Annotated in this window: 21 protein-coding genes; 12 read left to right on the top strand and 9 right to left on the bottom strand. The window is 72.5% G+C overall.

Annotated elements, in window-relative coordinates:
• From DY240_RS06670 to DY240_RS06685, 4 genes are all read left to right on the top strand, one after another.
• A partial coding sequence (locus DY240_RS06670; protein ID WP_199700952.1) for a pantoate--beta-alanine ligase occupies window positions 1-189 on the top strand: 189 nt, incomplete at its 5' end.
• 27 nt (window positions 190-216) lie between these two features.
• Entirely contained in the window at window positions 217-1,911 is a 1,695-nt protein-coding gene (locus DY240_RS06675) for an L-aspartate oxidase (RefSeq protein ID WP_119659175.1), read from the top strand.
• 80 nt (window positions 1,912-1,991) lie between these two features.
• The gene (gene nadC, locus DY240_RS06680) at window positions 1,992-2,882 is read left to right on the top strand and encodes a carboxylating nicotinate-nucleotide diphosphorylase (RefSeq protein WP_119659176.1); all 891 of its coding nucleotides are present in this window, start codon (window positions 1,992-1,994) and stop codon (window positions 2,880-2,882) included.
• Window positions 2,883-2,889: 7 nt separating this feature from the next.
• Window positions 2,890-3,669, top strand: a complete 780-nt coding sequence (locus DY240_RS06685; protein ID WP_119659177.1) for a type III pantothenate kinase — start codon at window positions 2,890-2,892, stop codon at window positions 3,667-3,669.
• Here DY240_RS06685 and DY240_RS06690 read toward each other — a convergent pair.
• Window positions 3,666-4,583, bottom strand: coding sequence for an RNA polymerase sigma-70 factor (locus DY240_RS06690; protein WP_199700957.1), 918 nt, complete (start codon window positions 4,581-4,583; stop codon window positions 3,666-3,668). The genes DY240_RS06685 and DY240_RS06690 overlap by 4 nt on opposite strands.
• Before the next feature lie 71 nt (window positions 4,584-4,654).
• Here DY240_RS06690 and DY240_RS06695 point away from each other — a divergent pair, with 71 nt between their 5' ends.
• A complete protein-coding gene (locus DY240_RS06695; RefSeq protein WP_119659178.1) occupies window positions 4,655-5,590 on the top strand; it encodes an NAD-dependent epimerase/dehydratase family protein in 936 nt (311 codons plus the stop codon).
• A gap of 7 nt (window positions 5,591-5,597) precedes the next feature.
• Here the strand turns inward: DY240_RS06695 and DY240_RS06700 are convergent, their stop codons facing one another.
• A complete protein-coding gene (locus tag DY240_RS06700; RefSeq protein ID WP_147375214.1) occupies window positions 5,598-5,930 on the bottom strand; it encodes an STAS domain-containing protein in 333 nt (110 codons plus the stop codon).
• A 95-nt stretch (window positions 5,931-6,025) separates the two neighbouring features.
• Between DY240_RS06700 and lysS the strand changes: the two genes are divergently transcribed.
• The 3 genes from lysS to DY240_RS06715 all read left to right on the top strand — a co-directional run bounded on the left by lysS (window position 6,026) and on the right by DY240_RS06715 (window position 8,528).
• Window positions 6,026-7,531, top strand: a complete 1,506-nt coding sequence (lysS, locus tag DY240_RS06705; protein ID WP_407659284.1) for a lysine--tRNA ligase — start codon at window positions 6,026-6,028, stop codon at window positions 7,529-7,531.
• Complete coding sequence (locus tag DY240_RS06710; protein ID WP_119659181.1) at window positions 7,528-8,115, top strand: amino-acid N-acetyltransferase; 588 nt, start codon at window positions 7,528-7,530, stop codon at window positions 8,113-8,115. The genes lysS and DY240_RS06710 overlap by 4 nt, the downstream gene beginning before the upstream one ends.
• A 77-nt stretch (window positions 8,116-8,192) precedes the next feature.
• Window positions 8,193-8,528: a histone-like nucleoid-structuring protein Lsr2 gene (locus DY240_RS06715; protein WP_119659182.1), complete on the top strand. Its 336-nt coding sequence runs from the start codon at window positions 8,193-8,195 to the stop codon at window positions 8,526-8,528.
• A gap of 112 nt (window positions 8,529-8,640) precedes the next feature.
• On the opposite strand, the gene DY240_RS06720 is transcribed toward DY240_RS06715, so the two are convergent.
• Together DY240_RS06720 and DY240_RS06725 are read right to left on the bottom strand one after the other, a co-directional pair.
• Complete coding sequence (locus tag DY240_RS06720; RefSeq protein ID WP_119659183.1) at window positions 8,641-9,489, bottom strand: fumarylacetoacetate hydrolase family protein; 849 nt, start codon at window positions 9,487-9,489, stop codon at window positions 8,641-8,643.
• Window positions 9,490-9,525: 36 nt separating this feature from the next.
• On the bottom strand, window positions 9,526-10,737 hold the full coding sequence (locus DY240_RS06725) for an alpha-hydroxy acid oxidase (RefSeq protein ID WP_119659184.1): 1,212 nt from the start codon (window positions 10,735-10,737) through the stop codon (window positions 9,526-9,528).
• A gap of 64 nt (window positions 10,738-10,801) precedes the next feature.
• Between DY240_RS06725 and DY240_RS06730 the strand changes: the two genes are divergently transcribed.
• Window positions 10,802-11,491: a FadR/GntR family transcriptional regulator gene (locus DY240_RS06730; protein WP_233552631.1), complete on the top strand. Its 690-nt coding sequence runs from the start codon at window positions 10,802-10,804 to the stop codon at window positions 11,489-11,491.
• A 6-nt stretch (window positions 11,492-11,497) separates the two neighbouring features.
• Here DY240_RS06730 and DY240_RS06735 read toward each other — a convergent pair whose 3' ends face one another.
• Window positions 11,498-11,869 carry a hypothetical protein gene (locus DY240_RS06735; protein ID WP_147375215.1) on the bottom strand — a complete coding sequence of 124 codons (372 nt, stop codon included), beginning with the start codon at window positions 11,867-11,869 and terminating at the stop codon, window positions 11,498-11,500.
• Window positions 11,870-11,975: 106 nt separating this feature from the next.
• On the opposite strand from DY240_RS06735, the gene rhmD reads away from it, so the two are divergent.
• Genes rhmD through DY240_RS06750 form a run of 3 tightly spaced genes read left to right on the top strand, consistent with a single transcriptional unit; the run spans window position 11,976 to window position 15,067 of the window.
• Window positions 11,976-13,193 (top strand): L-rhamnonate dehydratase, encoded by a 1,218-nt coding sequence (rhmD, locus tag DY240_RS06740; RefSeq protein WP_158602765.1) that lies wholly within the window; start codon window positions 11,976-11,978, stop codon window positions 13,191-13,193.
• On the top strand, window positions 13,193-14,251 hold the full coding sequence (locus DY240_RS06745) for a Gfo/Idh/MocA family protein (protein ID WP_119659187.1): 1,059 nt from the start codon (window positions 13,193-13,195) through the stop codon (window positions 14,249-14,251). Before rhmD ends, DY240_RS06745 begins: the two co-directional genes overlap by 1 nt.
• Before the next feature lie 51 nt (window positions 14,252-14,302).
• Entirely contained in the window at window positions 14,303-15,067 is a 765-nt protein-coding gene (locus tag DY240_RS06750) for an IclR family transcriptional regulator (RefSeq protein WP_119659188.1), read from the top strand.
• Here the strand turns inward: DY240_RS06750 and DY240_RS06755 are convergent, their stop codons facing one another.
• The 4 genes from DY240_RS06755 to DY240_RS06770 form a co-directional block, all read right to left on the bottom strand.
• A complete protein-coding gene (locus DY240_RS06755) occupies window positions 15,068-17,086 on the bottom strand; it encodes a hypothetical protein (protein WP_119659189.1) in 2,019 nt (672 codons plus the stop codon).
• Window positions 17,083-17,952, bottom strand: coding sequence for an amidohydrolase family protein (locus DY240_RS06760; RefSeq protein ID WP_119659190.1), 870 nt, complete (start codon window positions 17,950-17,952; stop codon window positions 17,083-17,085). The genes DY240_RS06755 and DY240_RS06760 overlap by 4 nt, the downstream gene beginning before the upstream one ends.
• A gap of 16 nt (window positions 17,953-17,968) precedes the next feature.
• Window positions 17,969-18,202: a LuxR C-terminal-related transcriptional regulator gene (locus DY240_RS06765; protein WP_199700961.1), complete on the bottom strand. Its 234-nt coding sequence runs from the start codon at window positions 18,200-18,202 to the stop codon at window positions 17,969-17,971.
• 85 nt (window positions 18,203-18,287) lie between these two features.
• Window positions 18,288-21,287 (bottom strand): DUF5722 domain-containing protein, encoded by a 3,000-nt coding sequence (locus DY240_RS06770; RefSeq protein WP_119659191.1) that lies wholly within the window; start codon window positions 21,285-21,287, stop codon window positions 18,288-18,290.
• Between the last annotated feature and the right edge of the window lie 8 nt (window positions 21,288-21,295).

Genomic DNA, 21,295 nt, shown 5'->3' on the forward strand with positions numbered 1-21,295 from the left:
GCCGTCCTCGCCGCGGCGCGGGCCGAGCTGGCCGCGGCGAGCGGGCCCGGCGCCGTCGCCGTCGACTATCTGGAGCTGCGCACTGCCGACCTCGCACCCGACCCGCGGCACGGCCCGGCCCGGCTGCTCGTCGCCGCCCGCGCCGGCTCCACCCGGCTGATCGACAACATCGCCGTCGACCTGCCCTGACGCGCCCGGGGCGTAGGCTCTTGCGGCGTGACGGGACTACGCATACCTCGCCGCCTGCGCACCGAGGACCCCGGCTGGACGGTGTCCGCCGACGTCGTCGTGGTCGGCAGCGGCATCGCCGGGCTGACCACGGCGCTCGAGGCCCGCAAGGCCGGCCGGGTCCTGCTGGTGACCAAGACCCTGCTGTCCGACAGCGCCACCGCATGGGCGCAGGGCGGCATCGCCGCGGCGCTCGGCCCCGAGGACAGCCCCGAGCAGCACCTGCGCGACACCCTCGTCGCCGGCGTCGGCCTGTGCGACGAGGACGCCGTCCGCACGCTGGTCACCGAGGGGCCCCGGCGGGTCCGCGAGCTGGTCGAGCTGGGTGCGGAGTTCGAGCTGACGCCCAACGGCGACATCGCGCTCACGCGCGAGGGCGGCCACCACCGCGACCGCATCGCCCACTCCGGCGGCGACCAGACCGGCAAGGAGATCTCCCGCGCGCTGCTGGAGGCGCTGGCCGCGGTGCGCGAGGACCCGCAGATCGAGGTCGTCGAGCATGCGCTGGTCACCGATGTCCTCACCGACGCCGCCGGCCACGCCTGCGGCGTCGTGCTGCACGTCATCGGCGCCGGCAGCACCAGCGGCGTCGGCGCCGCGCTCGGCCGGGCCGTCGTGCTGGCGACGGGCGGGCTCGGCCAGGTCTACGCGTCCACCACCAACCCGCCGGTCGCCACCGGCGACGGTGTCGCGGCGGCCTTGCGGGCCGGCGCGCAGGTCGCCGACCTCGAGTTCGTCCAGTTCCACCCGACGGTGCTCTGGCTCGGCCGGTCGGCGAAGGGTCAGCAGCCGCTCATCTCCGAGGCCGTCCGCGGCGAGGGCGCCGTCCTGCGCGACGTCGAGGGCCGCCGGTTCATGAAGGGCCGGCACGAGCTGGCCGAGCTGGCCCCGCGCGACGTCGTCGCCAAGGGCGTCATGACGGCCATGGCCGAGACCGGCGCGGAACACGTGTGGCTCGACGCCCGGCACCTCGGCGCGGCGTTCCTGGAGGAGCGGTTCCCGACCATCGTCGCGCGCTGCCGTTCGTACGGCATCGACCCCGCCACCGACCTCGTCCCCGTCGCGCCGGCCCAGCACTACGCCAGCGGCGGCGTGCGCACCGATCGCCGCGGCCGCACCAGCGTCCCCGGCCTGTACGCGTGCGGCGAGGTGTCCTGCACCGGCGTGCACGGCGCCAACCGGCTCGCGTCGAACTCGCTGCTCGAAGGGCTGGTCTGGGGCCACCGCATCGCCGAGGACCTCGCGTCGTCGCTGGGCGACGCGCACCCCGGCGACCCGGTCGAGCGCAGCGGGCCGGTGGGCCTGCTCGACGCCGACACGCGCCCGTTCGTCCAGTCCGCGATGACGGCCGGCGCCGGCGTGCTGCGCTCGGAGTCGTCGCTGACGACGCTCGCGGCCCGGCTGGCGAGCATGGCGGCGGAGCCGCTCGGCGACGGAATGACGCCGGATTCGTGGGAGACGACCAATCTGCACACTGTGGCCGTTACGCTCGGTCGGCATGCCGCCATGCGGGAAGAGACGCGTGGCGGTCATTGGCGTGAGGACTTCCCGGACCGGGACGACACCCGCTGGCGCGGCCACCTGGTCAGCGTCGTGGACCCGGACGGCGTGCTCACGACGACATATGAGCCCCGGAGGGTTATGCAAAACCGACGGGCGATGGGGGGCCGAAGGTCCCCCTGAGTCCTCGGTCCAGGGCGGATGCCGACTGGAGAGGTTCGTGCTCTTTGCATGACCCGACTGATGAGACATAGGGAGTAACGATGAGTCTGCCCGAGCCCGTGACACTCGCGCTGAGCGAGGCGGGTCTCGACCCCCGGTACGTCGAGGACCTCGTCCGGGCCACCCTCGAGGAGGACCTCGGCGGCGGCGAGGACGTCACCACCGCCGCGACGGTGCCCGCGGACCAGCGGGCCGCCGCCGTGCTCGGCGCCCGTGAGGCGGGCGTGCTGGCCGGGCTCCCGGTGGCCGAGGCGGTCTTCGCAGCCACCGACGCCGGCGTCGAGATCGAGCGGCACGCCGCCGACGGCGCCGAGATCGAGGCCGGCGCGAAGGTGCTGACAGTGCACGGCCGTACGCGCGAGCTGCTGCTGGCCGAGCGCACCGCGCTGAACCTCGCCAGCCGGCTGTCCGGCATCGCCACCGCCACCCGGGCGTGGGTCGGCGCGCTGGCCGGCACGTCGGCCGCCGTCCGCGACACCCGCAAGACCACGCCGCTGCTGCGCCCGCTGGAGAAGTACGCGGTGCGGGTCGGCGGCGGGGTCAACCACCGCTCGACGCTGTCCGAGTCGGCGCTGATCAAGGACAACCACATCGCCGCGGCCGGCGGCATCACCGCGGCGTTCCAGGCCGTGCGGCGGGCCTACCCCGGCATCCCGGTCGAGATCGAGGTCGACGACGTCAACGGCGCCCGCGAGGCGGTCGAGGCCGGCGCCGACCTCGTGCTGCTCGACAACTTCAGCGTCGACGACGTGCTCGAGGCGGTGAAGGTGGTCGACGGACGGGCCCGGCTCGAGGTCAGCGGCGGGCTGACGCTGGCGCAGGCCGGCGCGTACGCCGCCACCGGGGTCGACTACCTGTCCACCGGCGCCCTGACGCACTCCGTCCAGGCGCTGGACCTCGGCCTCGACGTGGTCGCCGTCGAGACGGAGTAGGCGCGCGATGCTGCTGGCGATCGACGTCGGTAACACCGAGACCGTCATCGGCCTGCTCGACGGTCTGGAGGTGCGGCACCACTGGCGCGTGGCCACGGTCGCCACGCGCACCACCGACGAGCTCATGGCGCTCTTGCGCGGGCTGTTCGCGGGGACCGACGAGCCGGTCGACGGCGTCGCCATCTGCTCGACGGTCCCCGTGGTGCAGCGCGAGATGCGCTGGCTCACGCAGCGCTACTACGCCGACGTGCCGTCGCTGCTGGTGGAGCCCGGCGTCAAGACCGGCGTGCCGATCCTCATGGACAACCCGCGCGAGGTCGGCACCGACCGCATCGTCAACGCGCTGGCCGCCATGCACAAGTTCGGCACCGGGCGGCCGTGCATCATCGTCGACTTCGGCACCGCCACGACGTTCGACGTGGTGTCGGCGCGCGGCGAGTACATCGGCGGCGCGATCGCCCCCGGCATCGACGTGTCGCTGGAGGCGCTGCGCAACGCCGCGGCCCAGCTGCGCCGGGTCGAGCTGGTGCGGCCGCGGTCGGTCATCGCGAAGAACACGGTCGAGGCGCTGCAGTCCGGCGCACTGTACGGCTTCAGCGCCCAGGTCGACGGCGTCGTCACCCGCATGGCGGCGGAGCTCGGGGTGGGGCTCGACGGCGTCACGGTCATCGGGACGGGCGGGCTGGCGCCGCTGGTGCTGGACGAGTCGGTCACGATCCAGCACCACGAGCCGTGGCTGACGCTGATGGGACTGCGGCTGGTGTTCGACCGCAACCATCCGGCCTAAGAGGCGCCGCGCCCGCTCACCAGCGCGTTGAGGTCGCCGACCTCGCCCAGGTGGTGCAGCTTGTCCGGGTTGATCTGGTTGTGCACGCCGACGACCCGGCCGTCGGCGATGGTCACCGACAGGACGCCCAGCACGGCGCCGTCGGGCCCGCTGACGCGGGCGCCGGGCTGGCCGTTCACCGTCACCGGCTCCATGACGACACCCAGCTGCGCGCCGGTGCGGCCCAGGTTGGCCAGGAACCGGGCCACCTGCAGCGCGCCGATCAGCGGCTTGCGCACCGCGGCGGTCTTACCGCCGCCGTCGCCGTGGAAGACGACGTCCTCGGCGAGCAGGTGCTCCAGCGCGGCGACGTCGCCGTCCTGCACGGCGGCGAGGAACGTGCGGGCCAGCGCGTCGCGGCGCTCGCGGGACGTCTCGAACCGGGGCCGCCGCTGCTCGATGTGCTTGCGGGCGCGGGCCAGCAGCTGCCGGCAGTTGGCCTCGCTGCGCTCGACGATCGTGGCGATCTCGTCGTAGCCGTAGCCGAACACCTCGCGCAGCAGGAACACCGCCCGCTCCACCGGCGAGAGCGTCTCGAGCACCACGAGGAACGCCGTCGACAGCGTCTCGGTCTCCTCCACCCGGTGGGCGGGGTCGTCGTCGGTGGCCAGCAGCGGCTCCGGCAGCCACGGCCCGACGTACTGCTCGCGCCGGTGCCGGGCCGAGCGCAGCGCGTCGATGGCCAGCCGGGTGGTGATGGTGGTGGCGTACGCCTCGGGATTGTCCGCCCGGGTGCCCGCCTCGGACGCGCGGTGCATGCGCAGGAACGCCTCCTGCACGACGTCCTCGGCCTCACTGACGCTGCCCAGCATGCGGTAGGCCACCGAGAACATCAGCGGCCGCAGGTCGTCGTGGGCGACCGCCAGATCGGTCACGGCACCGATCCTGTCACAGGACGGCGAGTGTCTTCGTCGGAGGGGGCAGCACACGAGAAGAGGAGAAGGACATGCGAGTCTTCCTGGCCGGCGCCACCGGCGCCCTGGGTCGGTCACTGGTTCCGCTGCTGGTCCGGGCCGGGCACGAGGTGACCGGTACCACCCGCTCCGAGTCCAAGGTCGCCGAGCTGCGCGCCGCCGGCGTCGAGGGCGTGGTCATGGACGGTCTGGACGCCGGGAGCGTCATGGCCGCGGTCCGTGCCGCCCGGCCGGACGTCGTCGTCCACCAGCAGACCGCGCTCAGTGCCGGGATGGGCGACATGCGGAAGTTCGACCGGGGGTTCGCCGTCACCAACCGGCTGCGCACCGAGGGCACCGACCACCTGATGGCCGCGGCCCTGGCCGCCGGGGCGACGCGGTTCGTCGCGCAGAGCTTCACCGGCTGGCCCAACGCCCGCAGCGGCGGGCCAGTGAAGACCGAGGACGACCCGCTCGAGGCGAACCCGCCGGCCGCATGCCGGGAGTCGCTCAGGGCCATCCAGTACGTGGAGCGCGTCACGACGACGACGCCCGGCATCGACGGGCTGGCGCTGCGCTACGGCGGCTTCTACGGCCGCGGCACCGGCCTGACCGGCGACGAGGTCCCCGGCCTGCTGCGCAAGCGGCGCTTCCCGATCGTCGGCGGCGGCACGGCGGTGTGGTCGGTCATCCACATCGACGACGCCGCGCGGGCCACGCTGGCGGCCATCGAGGGCGGCGCGCCGGGCGTCTACAACATCGTCGACGACGACCCCGCGCCGGCCGCGGAGGTCATCACGGCGCTGGCGGCGGCGCTCGGCGCGAAGCCGCCGCGGCGGATCCCGGCGTGGCTGGCCAAGCCGCTCATCGGCGACTTCGGCGTCACGTTCATGACGACGCTGCGCGGCTCGTCCAACGCCAAGGCCAAGCGGGAGCTCGGCTGGAAGCCGGACCACCCGAGCTGGCGGCAGGGCTTCTACGACCGCTGACGGTGCGTCAGCCGGCCTCGGGCGGGCTGTGCTCGACGAACGACCAGCCGTTCGCCTCGATGGCCCGGTGCGCCGGCCCGCTGACGGCGGCGAAGGACACCTCGAACCCCGCCGACCGGCCGCGCGACGACAGCTGGCGCAGGAACTCGATGGCCGCGTCGGTCATGCCGGTGACGCGGTGCATGTCGACGACCACGTGGTCGAGGGCGTTCAGCTGCTCCAGGCGGTCGACCTCGTCGATGGCCGGGCCGAAGGCGTCATCGGGATCGGTGCCGACCTCGCCGGAGAGGAACACGACGATCTCGCGGGCGCCACGGTCGACGACTTCCACTGTGTTCATCGACCTCACCTCCTCACTCAGCGTGGCAGTTCCGCGGTATCGGCGGCAACCATTTCGCCACCTGCCCACGATCGGCCGGCACGACGCACCTAGGCTTGTCCCCCATGAGTGAACTGCCGCCGAGCGACGATCAGGATTTGCCCGAGCAGATGCGCATCCGGCGCGAGAAGCGCGCGGAGTTGCTGGCCTCGGGTGAGCCGCCGTATCGCCTCGGATTCCCGCGCAGCCACACCTTCGCGGCGCTCCGGGCGGCTTATCCGGACTTGCCGCCCGGTACCGAAACCGGCGACCGCGCCTCTGTCGCCGGCCGGGTGATCTTCCTGCGCAACACCGGCAAACTCTGCTTCGCCCGGCTGCGCGAGGGCGATGGCACCGAACTGCAGGTCATGCTCTCGCTCGACCGCGTCGGCGAGGAGCGCCTGGCGTCGTGGAAGCACCTGGTCGACATCGGCGATCACGTCGGCGTCGAGGGCGAGGTCATCGTCAGTAAGCGCGGTGAGCTGTCGGTGACGGCCGACCGCTGGACCATGCTTTCCAAGGCGCTGCGCCCGCTGCCGGTGGCGCACAAGGATTTGAATGAGGAAACCCGGGTCCGGCAGCGTTACGTCGACCTGATCGTCAATCCGGCCGCCCGGACCATGGTGCGAACTCGCGCCACCGTCACCCGGTCGGTGCGAGAAACGTTGCATCGGCACGGCTACATCGAGGTCGAGACGCCGGTTCTGCAGCTGATCCACGGCGGCGCGGCGGCGCGTCCATTCCAGACGCACCTGAATGCGTTCGACATTCCGATGACGTTGCGCATCGCCTTGGAGCTGTACCTCAAGCGGGCCATCGTCGGCGGCGTCGACAAGGTCTACGAGATCGGTCGCATTTTTCGAAACGAGGGTATCGATTCCACGCACAGTCCCGAGTTCACGATGCTCGAGGCCTACGCGGCGTACGGCGACTACGACACCATGGCCGAGCTCACCCGCGACCTCGTCGTCGACGCGGCGCGGGCCGTCGGCGCCACCGTCGTGCCCGACGGTCGCGGCGGCGAGATCGACCTCGAGGCGCCCTGGCAGCACGTCACCCTGCACGAGGCCGTCTCGCAGGCCGTCGGCGAGCAGGTCACCATCGACACCCCGGTCGAGCGGCTGCGCGAGCTGGCCGACAAGCACGAGGTCGGGCTGGACCCGACGTGGGGCCACGGCGAGATCGTCCTCGAGCTGTTCGAGAAGCTGGCCGAGCACACCTTCCTGACGCCCACGTTCATCCGCGACTATCCCGAGGAGGTCCGGCCGCTGGCCCGGCCGCACCGCGACGACCCGCGGCTCACCGAGGCATGGGACCTCGTCATCCGCGGTGTCGAGATGGGTGTCGCCTACTCCGAGCTGGTCGACCCCGTGGTGCAGCGGGAGCGGCTGACGGCGCAGTCGCTCAAGGCCGCCGCCGGCGACCCCGAGGCCATGCAACTGGACGAGGACTTCCTGCGCGCCCTCGAATACGGCATGCCGCCCACCGGTGGCATGGGACTCGGAATCGACCGGCTGATGATCCTGCTCACCGACTCGGGCATTCGCGAGACGATCCTGTTCCCGCTGGTGAAGCCGGAATGACGCCACCGGCCGATATCGAGCCGGATCAGCGCTTTCGGGTGCGGCGGGCGCGTACCGCCGATGTACGGCACATCCGCGGCCTGCTCGACGGATACGCGGCACAGCGGATCCTGCTATCGAAAGAGACCGTCACGCTATATGAGGACATCCAGGAGTTCTGGGTGGCCGAAACGGTCTCGGACGCCGCGCCGGGCACCGTCGTCGGTTGCGGCGCGTTGCACGTCATGTGGGAGGATCTGGCCGAGGTCCGCACCCTCGCCGTCGCACCGGAATGGCGCCGGCACGGTGTCGGGCACGCACTGCTCTCCCGTTTGCTCCGGGTGGCCGAAGAACTCGGCGTCGTGCGGGTGTTCTGCCTCACCTTCGAGGTCGACTTCTTCGCTCGGCACGGATTCGAGCGAGTGGAAGGCACACCGGTAGACACCGACGTCTACGCACAGTTGTTGCGCTCGGCTGACGAAGGCGTTGCGGAGTTCCTCGACCTCGACCGCGTCAAGCCGAATACTCTGGGTAACGTGCGGATGCTTCGTCGAATGGGTAGCGCGTCGCAAATCGGCGGGGACGACTCGCGGCACATGAATTGAAAATCAGTGTTCCGGGGCGTAACAATAGCCTTGTCACACTAAAACTTCGAGTGCACCCCCCGCAGGAAGGATCAACGATGGCGCAAAAGGTTCAGGTGATTCTGCTCGACGATCTCGATGGCGGTGAAGCCACCGAGACCGTGAGCTTCGCCTTGGACGGAGCCTCGTACGAGATCGATCTGTCGGCCAAGAACGCCGGCAAGCTCCGCGACGCGCTGGCGCCGTACGTCGCCTCGGCTCGCCGGGCGTCGGCCAGGCGGGGGCGCGGACGTGCCGCGGCCACCGGCGGGCGGGCCAGCCGCACCGACACGACGGCCATTCGCGAGTGGGCCCGCGACCAGGGGCTGAAGGTGTCCGACCGGGGTCGCATCCCGTCCGACATCCTGGCGAAGTACGAGTCCGCCCACGGGTGATGACGGGCTCGTCAACGCATCACCGCGGAGATGCACGGGGGTTTTGACGCGGGAAGGGGCCGGCGCCCGGTTCGGGCGGCCGGCCCCTCGCGTGTCCGGGGAAGGAGCCGGGTCAGGCGTCGGCGAAGACCTGCCGCTGCCGGCCGAGCCCGTCGATCTCCAGCTCCACGACGTCGCCGGCCCGCAGGTACGGCTGGCCGGGCATGCCCATCGCCACGCCGGCCGGGGTGCCGGTGTTCACCAGGTCGCCCGGCTCGAGCACCATGAACTGGCTCAGGTACCAGACGACGTGCCCGATGCCGAAGATCAGGTCGGCCGTGGTGCCGTCCTGCCGCTGCTCACCGTTCACCCACAGCCGCAGCCCCAGCTTGCCGGGGTCGTCGACCTCGTCGGCCGGCACCAGCCACGGGCCGAGCGGGTTGAACGTCTCGCACGACTTGCCCTTGTCCCACTGCCCGCCGCGCTCGAGCTGGAACTCCCGCTCGGAGACGTCGTTGGAGATGACGTAGCCGGCGACGACGTCGAGGGCGGACTCGGGGGAGTCCAGGTAGCGCGCCTCCTTGCCGATGACGACGCCCAGCTCGACCTCCCAGTCGGTCTTCACGCTGCCGCGCGGCACGAGCACGGTGTCGTTCGGCCCGACGACGGTGTTCGGCGCCTTCATGAAGATGATCGGCTCCGGCGGGATCGCCGCGCCGGTCTCGGCGGCGTGGTCGCGGTAGTTCAGCCCGATGCACACGACCTTGCCGGGGCGCGCGATCGGGGCGCCGATGCGGCCGCCCTCCGGCAGCTGCGGCAGGCCGCCCTCGGCCAGCGCCGCGCGGGCCCGCGAGATGCCGTCGCCGGCCAGGAACGCACCGTCGATGTCGCCGGTGACCGAGCTCAGGTCGTACACGGTGCCGTCGTCGCCGCGGACGGCGGGTCGCTCCGCGCCCCGGTCACCGATGCGCATCAGTTGCATGTCGTCTCCTCGTCGTGAAGTGGTGCGGTGTGCTGGTCAGGGGAGCCGGACGTGGCTGGGGTTCAGCTCGTCCACGGTACGGGCACCGAGCAGCTGCATGGTGCGGCGGACCTCGGTGGTCAGGATCTCGGCGGCCCGGGCCACGCCGCGCTCGCCGCCGGCCATCAGGCCGTATAGGTAGGCGCGGCCGACCAGGCAGGCGTCGGCGCCCAGCGCCTTCGCCGCCACGATGTCCGCGCCGCTGGTGATGCCGGTGTCGAGGTAGATCTCCGTGCGGTCGCCGACCGCGGCGGCGACCTCGGGCAGGATGCGCAACGGCACCGGCGCGCGGTCGAGCTGGCGGCCGCCGTGGTTGGACAGCACGATCGCGTCGGCCCCGGCGTCGACCACCCGCCGGGCGTCCTCGACGGTCTGGATGCCCTTGACGATGAGCGGGCCGGACCAGATCGAGCGCAGCCACGCGAGGTCGTCGATGGTCATCGTCGGGTCGAAGAGCAGGTTCAGCAGCTCCGCGATGGTGCCCTTCCAGGACGTCAGCGAGGCGAACTGCAGCGGCTTCGTGGTGAGCAGGTTCATCCACCACGCCGGGTGCACGGCGGCGTCGAGCACCGTCTTCGCCGTGAGCGTCGGCGGGATGGTGAAGCCGTTGCGCACGTCGCGCAGCCGGGCGCCGGCCACCGGCACGTCGACGGTGAGCATCAGCGCCTCGTACCCGGCGTTCGCGGCCCGCTTCACCAGGTCCTCGCCTGCCGAGCGGTCCTTCCACACGTACAGCTGGAACCACTTGCGCGCGCGCGGCGCCGCGGCGGCGACGTCCTCGATGGAGGTCGTGCCCATCGTCGACAGCGCGTACGGAATGCCGACCCGCTCGGCGACCCGCGCGACCGCGCTCTCGCCCTCGTGGTGCATCATCCGGGTGAAGCCGGTGGGCGCGAACGCGAACGGCTGCGCCGACGGCTGCCCCAGCATGGTGGTCGTGGTGTCGACGTCGGAGACGTCGTGCAGCACCGACGGCCGGAACTCCAGGTTCGCGAACAGCGACCGCGCCCGGCGCAGGCTGATCTCGGCCTCCGCGGCGCCGTCGGTGTAGTCGAAGACCGACCGCGGCGTGCGCATCCGCGCGATGCGGCGCAGGTCCGCGATGGTCAGCGCGTTCGCCAGCCGGCGGTCGGTCGGGTTCAGCGTGGGCCGTTTCGCGCGCAGCAGCGGCTTGAGCTCGGACCAGCGGGGGAGTTGTCGGTCGGTCATGGAGCGCTCCGTGGACGTCAGCCATGTGTGGTCAGACCACAAGGTATCAGTAGGGTTCCATCTCGTGAGGACCCATGAGCTCGTGCTGCGCCAGGTGGAGGCCGACCTGGCGGCGGGGAGGCTGCGCCTGGGCGACCGCCTGCCCGGCGAGCGGGCGCTGGCGGGGCAGCTCGGGGTGAGCCGGCCATCGGTCCGCGAGGCGATCCGGGTTCTCGAGGCCATGGGTGTGGTCCGGACGGCGGTCGGCTCCGGCCCCGACGCGGGCGCCGTCATCGTCGCCGAACCCGCGTCGCCGCTGACCGCGACGCTGCGGCTGCACCTGGCCACGAGCCACCTGCCGATGGGCGACATCGTCCAGACCCGGGTGCTGCTGGAGTCGTGGGCGGTGCGCGAGGCGGCCGGCCGGGCGGAGCCGGAGGAGCTGGCCGCCCCGAGGCACCTGCTCGACGCGATGGACGACCCCGAGCTGCCGCGCGAGCGGTTCCACCTGCTCGACGCGGAGTTCCACGTGGCGCTGGCCGCGCTGGCGGGCAACGTGCTGGTCGCGACCATCATGGCCTCGCTGCGCGACGCCATCCACGGCTACGTCGTCGCCGCGGCGGCCGATCTGCCCGACTGGAACGCCACCGTCGACATGCTGCGTCAGCAGCACCGCGCGGTGCTGGCCGCCGTCGCGTCGGGCGAGGGCGAGCGGGCCGCCGCGCTGGTGGCCGACCACATCGAGGGCTTCTACCGCACGGCGCGGCTGGCCTGACGGCGCTCACGCGTCGGGGAACGGGTCCTCCGGCAGCAGGCCGTCCAGCTCGGCGTCGGCGGCGTGGACGGCGGCCACGTACTCGTCGTCGATCTCGTAGGACCGCGAGCCGAGCCGGAACGCGGGCGTCGGGGCGAACTCGACCGGCCCGAGTCGCGTGGTGCGCGGGTACTGCGCGTTCACCTCGGCCGGTCCACTGCGGCGCAGCAGGCCGCCGGTGAGCACGGCGATCCGCCGGTCGGTGACCGCAACGTAGCACTCGATGCCGGACATCACCGGGCCGATCCAGACGGCGGTGACCGGGATGAGGTAGCCGATCCGCTCGCCGGGCTCGAGGAGGTCCTGGCAGCGGCGGCGGATGTGCGCGGGCACCGGCATGCCCCACTGTGGCACGGGGCGCGGCCGTCGCGGCGCCGTGGCCGGGTCCGGACACCCGCTCCGGATCGCCTTGACGGTCGTCGCGCGGCGATCGAAGGATGGCGGCATGACCACCGTGCCAGGGGATCGCATCGTCGCCGTCCGGACGTACTTCGACCAGCGGCCGGCGGCCACGACCACACGGCCCGCGGGTGAGACCGCCGGCGACGACCGGCCGGCGCACTGGCTGCAGGGCAAGGTGGCCAACCCGATGACGAAGTACGCGGAGTTCCGCGACAACCGGCACGCCGCCATCGGGCCGAACGCCAATCGCACCGTCGTGGTCGAGGTCGAGAGCGCCTCCGGCGAGGTCGGGTACGCCACGACCTCGGGCGGGCTGGCCACCGCCGCCATCGTGGAGCAGCACCTGGAGTACCTCGTGGTGGGCGAGAGCGCCTACGCCCACAGCAGGCTGTGGGACCGGATGTTCTCGAGCACGCTGCTCTACGGGCGCAAGGGCATCGTGCTGCACGCGATCTCCGGCGTCGACATCGCCGTCTGGGACCTGCACGGCAAGCTCGCGGGGCTGCCCGTCCACGCGCTGCTCGGCGGCAAGATCCGCGACGCCGTGCGGGTCTACGCCACCGGGCCGGAGCCGTCGACCGCACGCGAGCTGGGCTTCGCCGGCGCCAAGCTGCCGCTGACCTACGCGCCCTGCGAGGGCGAGGCCGGCTTCCGGGCCAACGTCGAGATCGCGGCGAAGGCACGCGAGTCGCTGCCCGCCGACTTCCCGCTCATGTACGACTGCTGGATGTCGCTCGACGTCGACTACGCGGCGCGGCTGGCCGCGGCCGTCGCCGACCTCGGGGTGGCGTGGATCGAGGAGCCGCTGCCGCCCGACGACTACTCCGGCCTGCGCCGGCTGCGCGACCGGATGCCGCCGGGCATGATGCTCGCGACCGGCGAGCACGAGTACACCGCCAACGGCTTCCGGCTGCTGTGCGAGGCCGGCGTCGACGTCGTGCAGCCCGACCCGGCGTGGTGCGGCGGGCTCACCGAGCTGCTGCGGATCTCCGCCGTGGCCCAGGTCTTCGGCGTCCGGGTCATCCCGCACGTCGGCGGCATGCCGGCCTACCACTTCATGGTGACGCGGCCCGACGGCGACGTCGCGGAGTTCCCCGTGCTGTCCGCCGACGGCGCGACGGTGACGGGCCAGCACGAGCCGCTGTTCAGCGGCGAGGTGCTGCCGGTCGACGGGCACATCGCGCCGAACGACGCACCGGGATTCGGGCTCACGCTCGATCCCGACGCCGAACTGCTGCCGGCCCTGCCCGGCACGGCCTGATGGAGCGGCCCAGGATCGCCGTCGTCGGTACCGGGTGGTGGTCGGCCAACCACCACATCCCGGCGCTGGCCGGCTACGACGGTGCGGAGCTGGTGGCGCTGTGCGACCCGGTGGAGCCGCGGGCGCGGGCGCTGGCCGCGCGGCACGGCGTGCCGGACGTGTTCACGAGCATCGACGACGTGCTGAGCGGCGGCCGCGTGGACGGCGTGGTGGTCGCCACGCCGCACGCGACGCATCATGCCCTCGCCCGGGCGGCGATCGACGCGGGCGTGCACGTGCTGGTCGAGAAGACCATGACCACGACCGCCGCCGACGCCTTCGACCTGGTGACGGCCGCCGAGAAGGCGGGGCTGCAGCTGTCCGTCGGCTACACCTACCAGTACTCCGACACCGCGTCCTTCGCGCGCGAGGCGGTGCGGGAGGCCATCGGCGAGCTGGTCCAGGTGGTGGCGGAGTTCACCTCGGGCACCGCCGGCATGTTCGCCGCCGCCGAGGCCGGTGACGAGGGCGGCGACGTCGACGACGTCCACCCGGTGACGTACTCGGCGAGCCTCGGCGGAGGTCAGGCCCACACGCAGGTCACCCACGTCATGGGCATGGTGTGCTGGGCCACCGGCCGCGAGGTCGCGGACGTCACGGCGTTCACCGACCACGACGGCCTCGAGGTCGATCTCGACGACGTCGCCGCCTTCCGGCTGGCCGGCGGGGGTACCGGGGTGGTCGCCTCCACTGGGCGGGGCGAGCACGGCATCCGGCACCACGTCCGCTACATCGGCACCGAGGGCAGCGTCGAGCAGGACCTGCTCGCCGCCCGCGTCGTCCTGCGCCGGGCCGACGGCACGGCGGTCGTCCGGACGCCCGCGGCCCACCACCCGCCCTATCCGACCTGTGCGCCCGCGCGGTCCTTCGCCGACCTCGTCGCCGGCCGGGGCCCGAACCACGCACCGGGGCGGCCCGCGGCGGCGACGGTCGCCTTCATCGAGGCGATGCTGGCGGCGGCGTCGACGGGGCGGGTCACCCCGGTGGCGCCCGTGCCGCCGCCGGCCGCTCCGGAGTGACGTCAGGAGTACGATCTACAAATGCGAAGTCGCGTGCACAACCATGAGGAAATGGGTGCATCGCCCGCCGTGAAGTCGGCCGACCGGGTGCTCACCATTCTCGAGTACCTCGCCGACCACCGCGGCGCCACCTTCGCCGCCATCGTCCGCGACCTCGGACTGCCCAACTCCTCCACCCACCAGCTGCTGCGGACCATCCGGCAGCGCGGCTTCGTCGAGTTCGACGAGATCACCCGCGAGTTCAAGCTCGGCTTCCGGCTGTGGGAGGTCGCCCAGTCGTACTCCAGCGTCCAGCACCTGGCCGACATCGCCCAGCCGTTCATGGACGAGCTGACCGCGGTCACCAAGGAGACCGTGCAGCTGTCGCGGCTCGACGGCCTCGAGAACGTCTATCTCGCGATCTCGGAGTCGCCGCACCCGATGAAGCTGGTGTCGTCCGTCGGTCACCGCCTGCCGGCCCACACGACGGGGCTGGGCAAGGTCCTGCTGGCCGAGCTGCCCGACGCCGTGCTCGACGAGCGCCTCGACGGCGCCACGCTGCAACGCTTCACCGAGAACACCATCACCGACCCCGCGCAGCTGCGGGCGGAGCTCAAACGCATCCGCGAGCAGGGGTACGGCGAGGACCGCGAGGAGTACGTGGTCGGCTGCCGGTGCATCGCGATGCCGATCCACGACCCCAGCGGCACCACCATCGCCGCGATGTCGGTGTCGGTCCCCACGCCTCGGTTCGACCAGCAGCTGGCGCGGCAGATCCATGCCGCGCTGCCCGACACCATCCGGCAGCTCGAGGCCAAGCTCGGCGCCGGGGACTGATCACCCCGCGTCGCCGAGCAGGTCCAGCAGGTTCACCGCGACGATGTCCGGCATGATCGCCATGCCGCCGTAGAGGCCGGTGGTGGCGTTGTGGGTGTCGGGCAGGCACATGTCGAACCGGCCCTCGCGGTACAGGTCAAGGCTGGCCGGCAGGTTGTGCGGGCGCCAGGTGTCGTCGCGGTGGTCCAGCAGCCAGCGCACCGCGGCCCACGTGACGCCCTCCTGGTAGCGCCGCCAGTCGACGAGCGGATCGGCGGCCGCGAGGTCGAGGCCGTGCTCGGCGGCCAGCGCGAACGTCGTCAGCACCTCCCACTGCACGTGATCGCGGACCCAATTGGCGAAGTACCAGTCCGACGAGCACAGGCAGGGCTTGGTGTTGTACGTCATCGGCATGCCCCGCGGCTCCCACAGGTGGGTGAATGCCAGCAGCGTCCGCAGCCAGTGCGCCGTCCGCTCCCGATAGCGCGGGTCGCCGAAGAGCCCGAAGCCCAGCTCGTACGCGATGGCGGCGTGCCCCGCCGCCAGCAGGTTCGGTGCGTGCAGCGGCGTCTCCCAGAAGTCGCCGCCCTCGGGCCGGTGCAGGTCGAGGCAGGCGTCGAGGGCGCGCCGCGCGGCCGCGGAGAACTCCTGCTCGCCGGTCAGCGCGGCCAGCTCGAACAGGCGGATCGCCGGCGTCATGCTGAGGTCGAGCGCGGTGTCGCCCGGCTGGCCCATCGGCGCGACGAGGTCGCGGGCGACCAGGAAGTCGTCCTTCCTCCAGTGCCGGCCCTCGGGATCGAACCCGAACGAGCCGTCCGGGCGCTGGTGCGCCAGCAGCTCGCGACCCTCGGCCAGCAGCGCGTCGGTGCCGGGCTCCGGTTCGGGCGCGAGCGAGGCGACCTGCTCGGCCATCGTCCGGGCGTGCGGGCTGTCCGGGAACCGGTCGAGGTAGGCCCGGGCGAAGCGCGGCTCGCGGCGGAACGTGTCCGTCTCGGACTGCGCGGTGCCGTAGCCGCGGCCCTCGTGCCACAGACGCGTCGTCACCGCCTCGGCGATGCGGTGCAGCGTCTCCTCGATCGGCCAGCGCGGTGCCGGCGGCTCCGGCAGGCCGTTGCGGACCACCCAGTCGGTGACGGCGTCCAGGCTGCGTCCGGTCACCACCGACACGTGCGCCGTCAGCTCGATGCGCTGCCCGCGGTGCAGCTCCATCGGCGGGTCGGCGTGCCAGCCGTCGCCGGCGCCGTCGCGCGCCTCCGGCAGCATCAGCCCGAGCAGCGAGCCGTCGCGCCGCTCCACCAGGTTCGGCGCCGCGAACACCGGCTGCGGGTGCTCGCGCCGCATGCTGAACCACCCGGTGCAGTCCTGGTCGGGCTCCCACGACAGCGCGACCGCGGTGCCCGCCCTCGACACCGCCATGACCGGGACGGCGACGGTGGTGCGATGCGGCGTGACCCGCATCGCCCACGGGTCGCGGAACCAGTCGGTGCCGCTGGTCCATTCGCGGCCGACGGCCCACTCGACGCCGGGGAGGATGGCGTCGTCGCGGTCGGCGCCGAACGAGCCCTCGCCGACGCGCAGCCACGGACCCCGCAGGTAGCGCACGTACAGGTCCTGCTGCGACTCCAGCACGTAGTGCAGCCGCAGCCGCGCGTCGGCCGGGTCCAGGGTCAGCGTGACGCGGCCGGTCAGCGCCGGCCCGGTGAACGGCGAGCCGATCCACGTGTCGAACGACGTGCCCCGCAGCGCCTCGGCGACGACCGTCGCGCGGACGTCGAAGGCCAGCTCGTGCGTCGTGGCCGCGGCGATCCCGGCGGCCTCCAGGCGCATCGGGACGGGGGAGTCGCGCAGGCAGACCTCGCCGAGATGGTCCAGGACGGCGAGCAGGGTCCCGTCCGGCGCCGTGAGCTCGGCCCAGCCCCAGCCGGTGGTGCGCCGGTGCACGTCGACCCGCAGCGCGTCGTTGCGCAGGACCCGGCTCTCACCGCCGTAGGCGGCGTGGCGGTACCGCGGCTGCGTCGTCAGGTCGGGGGATGTCGTCATGGTCGGCGGCCTCCGAGGAGTCGGTCGAGGGTTCCGCCCAGGACGAGTGCGCGCTCGGCGGCGCTCCACCAGGGCGTGTGGTCGCGGACGACGGCCAGCGACTGGGTGTAGGTGAGGTGCGGCCGGGCGGCCGGGAAGTCCGAGCCCCAGGTCAGCCGTGCGGCGCCGAACGCCTCGGCGATCGGGCGGAGCAGCCGCTCGCGGGCCGCGGTGTAGGGCATGTCCCAGGCCGGCGCGCTCACGTAGTGGAAGCCGGAGACCTTGACATACACGTTCGGCAGCTCGGCGAGGCCGAGCAGGGCGGCGAGGTCGTCGTCGAAGCTCGGCGCGTTCAGGCGGACCAGGCCCTGGTGGTGGATCAGCAGCGGCAGTGCGGGGTGCGCCGCGGCGATCGTGCGCAGGTCGGCGAACCACGCCGGCGACAACGAGAGCGACGCCACCAGGCCCAGCTCCGCGGCGGTGGCGAAGAACTCACGCCCCTCGTCGGTGCGGAACCACCCGTCGTTCTCGTCGCGGACGTAGTGCGTGAACGCCGTCAGCCCGTACCGCTCGGCGGCGTCGCACAACCGGCCCGCGGCGCCGGGGCGATGGTGCTCCGGCCGCCACGAGCCGTCGACGTCGGCCACGGCCACCAGCCGGTCGGGGTACCGGTGGGCGGCCGCGGCCACGTAGTCGTTGTTGTCGTCGTTGGCGAAGTCCGGGCCGGCGTCGGCGCCGATGCGGGCGCAGACGACGGCGGCCCGGTCGACGCCGTTGCCGTCCATCTCGTAGAGCAGTGCCTCCACCGAACCCCGGTGGCCGGGGTCGGGGACGCGGGCGTCGTACGGCCAGCGCCGCCACGCGTGGCAGTGGCTGTCGATGATCACGCGATCGGCCCGGCCGTCAGATCAGCTGGCGCCGCGCGGCCCAGGCCACGACCTGGATGGTGCTGGTGGCGCCGATGCGGTCGCACAGGGCCCGCGACCGGCGGCGGATGGTGCGGTCGGACAGCTCCAACCGCCGCGCGATCGTCTCGATGCACAGGCCTTCGGCGAACAGCGCGATGAGGGCCAGTTCGTCGCGGCTGAACACGTTCCGATAGGTCGTGCCGGCCGAGTCGGCCTCTGCGAGCGTCACGGACAACGGACTCCCACCTTCTCCGGATGTCGGGGATGTGAAGTTCGTATCACTGATGTGAACTTACCGTGGGAGTCGAAACCGGTCAATCCGCTGGGAACCAGCCGACCGAGTCGACCTGGAGGTGCGGGTTCCAGGTCGGGTAGTCGGCGCCGACGGCGTGCATCGTCACCTCCACATGGTCGATCGCCGACCGGCCGGCCCACTGCGACACGTCGAGTGCGACCTCGTTCCACCGGTCGGCCGTGTACGGCTGGGTGACGGTCAGCTCGTCGTCGCCGGAGGCCAGCGTGAAGGTCACCTCGTAGCCGGTGGCGCCGGGCGCGCCGCCGTAGGAGTTGACGTAGGCGACCACCCTCCCGGCGTCGCTGAGGTCCAGCGGCTGGGCGGGGTCGACGTACATCGTCTTGGGTGCGAGCGACGAGCCGACCGTCGCGGCGCCGTCCAGCAGGTGGGTCCCGGCCTGGGGGATGCCCGGGCCGTTCGCCATCGACGTCACCGCCGTCACCGTGTCCACGCCCGGACCGGCCTGCCAGCCCTGCGTGGTGCCGTCGTCGAAGTCGTAGATCGGCGTGGCGACGGGGACGGGCGGCGGCGGGACGTCCACGCGCTCGGTGTACTGCAGCCCGCCGGCCACGAAGCACAGGGCGGGGTCGTACTCGTCGGCCGGGGCCGAGCTCGCGACCGTGACGATGAACGTCCGCGACTCGCCCGGCGCCAGCCCGGCGGCGTCGAGCGCGGCGGGCTCGACGGCGACACCGTCGCAGGCGCGGACCTCGATCGGCTCCGCGACCGGCCGCAGGTCGTCGTTGCGCACGGTGATCTCGACGGGATCGCCGACGCCGATGCCCTCGGCCGCGCTCGCGTCGACCTCGACGTTGGCCACCCGCTCGGCGCCGGTCAGCCGGCTCGCCAGCCGGACGTCGTCGACGTCGAAGTGACCGGACCACTCGGCGTTGGTGTCGCCGCGGGCCCACACCTTGATCCGTTCGATGCCCTCGCGGCCGGACCAGCCGGTGAGGTCGACGGCGACGCTCTGCCAGCCGCCGTCGGCGGGCAGCCGGGCCGCGCCCTCGGCGATGCTGCCGTCGGTGCCGTACAGCCGCACCTTGGCGAAGCGCGAGCCGATGTCGGCGTCGTCGGGGATCCGCACCCGCAGCGTCAGCGCGGCGGCGGCGCTCGCGTCGGCCGGCTCGGCCAGCACGACGTCGGTGCCCCGCCACAGCTGGGCCAGGTTCGCCGACATGCCCGACTCGTAGGTGAAGCTGGTCCGCAGGAACCCGTCGTCGGCGGCGACGGCGTTCGCGGCGTCGGACGTGCGCCAGCCCTGGGTGCCGCCGGCGAAGTCGAACAGCGTCGTCGCCCGCAGCGGCCTGGCGGTGACGCTCGCGCCGGCGGTCACCGGGAGGTCGCGGACGGCGAGCGCGTCCGGGTCCCAGCCGTCCACCAGCTCCGACCAGTCGTCGATGCCGATGACGTCGAGCGCGAACTCCGTGACCTCCAGCGACCGTTCGGTGTCGATGTAGGTGAAGACGTCGTGGATCAGCTTGCGCTCGGCCGGCGGCGCGGGGTCGGGGCGGCTGTCGTCCCACCACCACAGGCCCAGCCGCAGTCCGCCCTCGTGCTTGTGGTCGACGTGCCGGTGCAGGATGAACGAGTCGATGGCCGGCAGGAAGTGGATCTTGTAGTAGGCCAGCGCGTAGCACGCGGCCTGGAGCCGTTCGGCCTCGGCGCTGTCGCCGGGGGTGTTGCAGCCCTGCTCGGAGAGGATGACCCGGCGCGGCTGCCCGTCGTAGAGCTGCTCCGGGCGGGTCAGGTAGGCGTTGAGCACCTCGATGTTCTTGAACGTGATCCGCGGCGTGGTGTCGGGGTCGGGGGTGGCGGTGGTGTCCTCCCAGAACGCCGGGTCCAGCAGGTTCTCGGGGTACGGGTGGTGGGCGATGTGCCAGGCGTAGTCGCCGTGCGCCTTGGTCAGCGCGTTGAGGCCGTCGACCACGTCCTTGCCGGGGTAGAAACGGCCGGCCGGGACGGCGGGGCCGCTCGGCGTCGTCCACGAGTGGGTGAGCGAGGTGTACGTCCTGGCCTGCTCGTAGGCGGTGCGCGTCGCCAGGTGGGTGATGCGCAGCGCCCGCTCGTAGCTGAGCAGGAACTCCTCCAGCGGCTTCTCGCCCATGTTCTGCCACACGAACTGCGCGTCGACCTCGTTGCCGACGATGAACCCGGTGGCGCGGCCGTAGCGCTGGTCCTCGCGGGTGTAGCGGCCGGCGAGGAACTCGATCGCCGCGGTGTAGTGCGCCACGCCCTCGGCCGTCTCGGTGTTGAACGCGAAGACCGGGCCGCCGGTGAGGTCGGCGTCGGGGTGCTTGAGCACCGGCCAGGCCGAGTTCGGCGAGTCGTCGCGGTACAGGATGAGGATGAGGTTCACCACCGCCCCGTTGTCGGACAGCGGCTTGATCTGCCGGTCGAGGCTCGCGACGTGGCCGGCGTCGAAGTAGTACTCCGTCCCGTTCCAGGTGAACGGGATGGACCGGTCCGGGCCCTCGTCGGTGAGCTGCATCAGGTCGTTGAAGGCGACGTTGATCCCGGCGTGGCCGACGCCCAGCTCCTCCGCGTCGGCCGTCATCTGCACCTGCAGGCCCTTCTTGGTCGGGCTCTGCGGGTACGGGAAGTCGTTGACCGGCGTGATGCGGACGTCGTCGGCGTAGTGGTAGGTGCCCAGTGGCGCCCCGTCGACCACGGCGAGGTACTTGCTGTAGTAGAGCTCGCGGTCGGCAGCCGTGCGCCCGATGTCGGCGGTGAAGGCGCCGTCCGGCGTCGCCGTGCCGGTCGCGACCGGCTCCCGGCCGGCCCAGTCGGTCTCGGGCACCTCCGTCGGCAGCGCGTACACGTCGACCTGGGCACCGCCCGGCGCCGTTCCCGCCACCGTGACGGCGTCGTCGGTGACGGTGACGCCGGTGATGCCGGCGGTGTCGGCGTCGGCGGTGTCGGGCGCCGCGCGTGCGGGCACGCCCGCCAGCGCACCCAGCCCCAGGGCGGACGCGAGCAGCGGCAGGACGATGGATCGAAGGCGGCGGCGATGGCGCATGACAGGCT

Origin of the sequence: Jiangella rhizosphaerae (assembly GCF_003579925.1) — a bacterium.
Lineage (GTDB): Bacteria > Actinomycetota > Actinomycetes > Jiangellales > Jiangellaceae > Jiangella > Jiangella rhizosphaerae.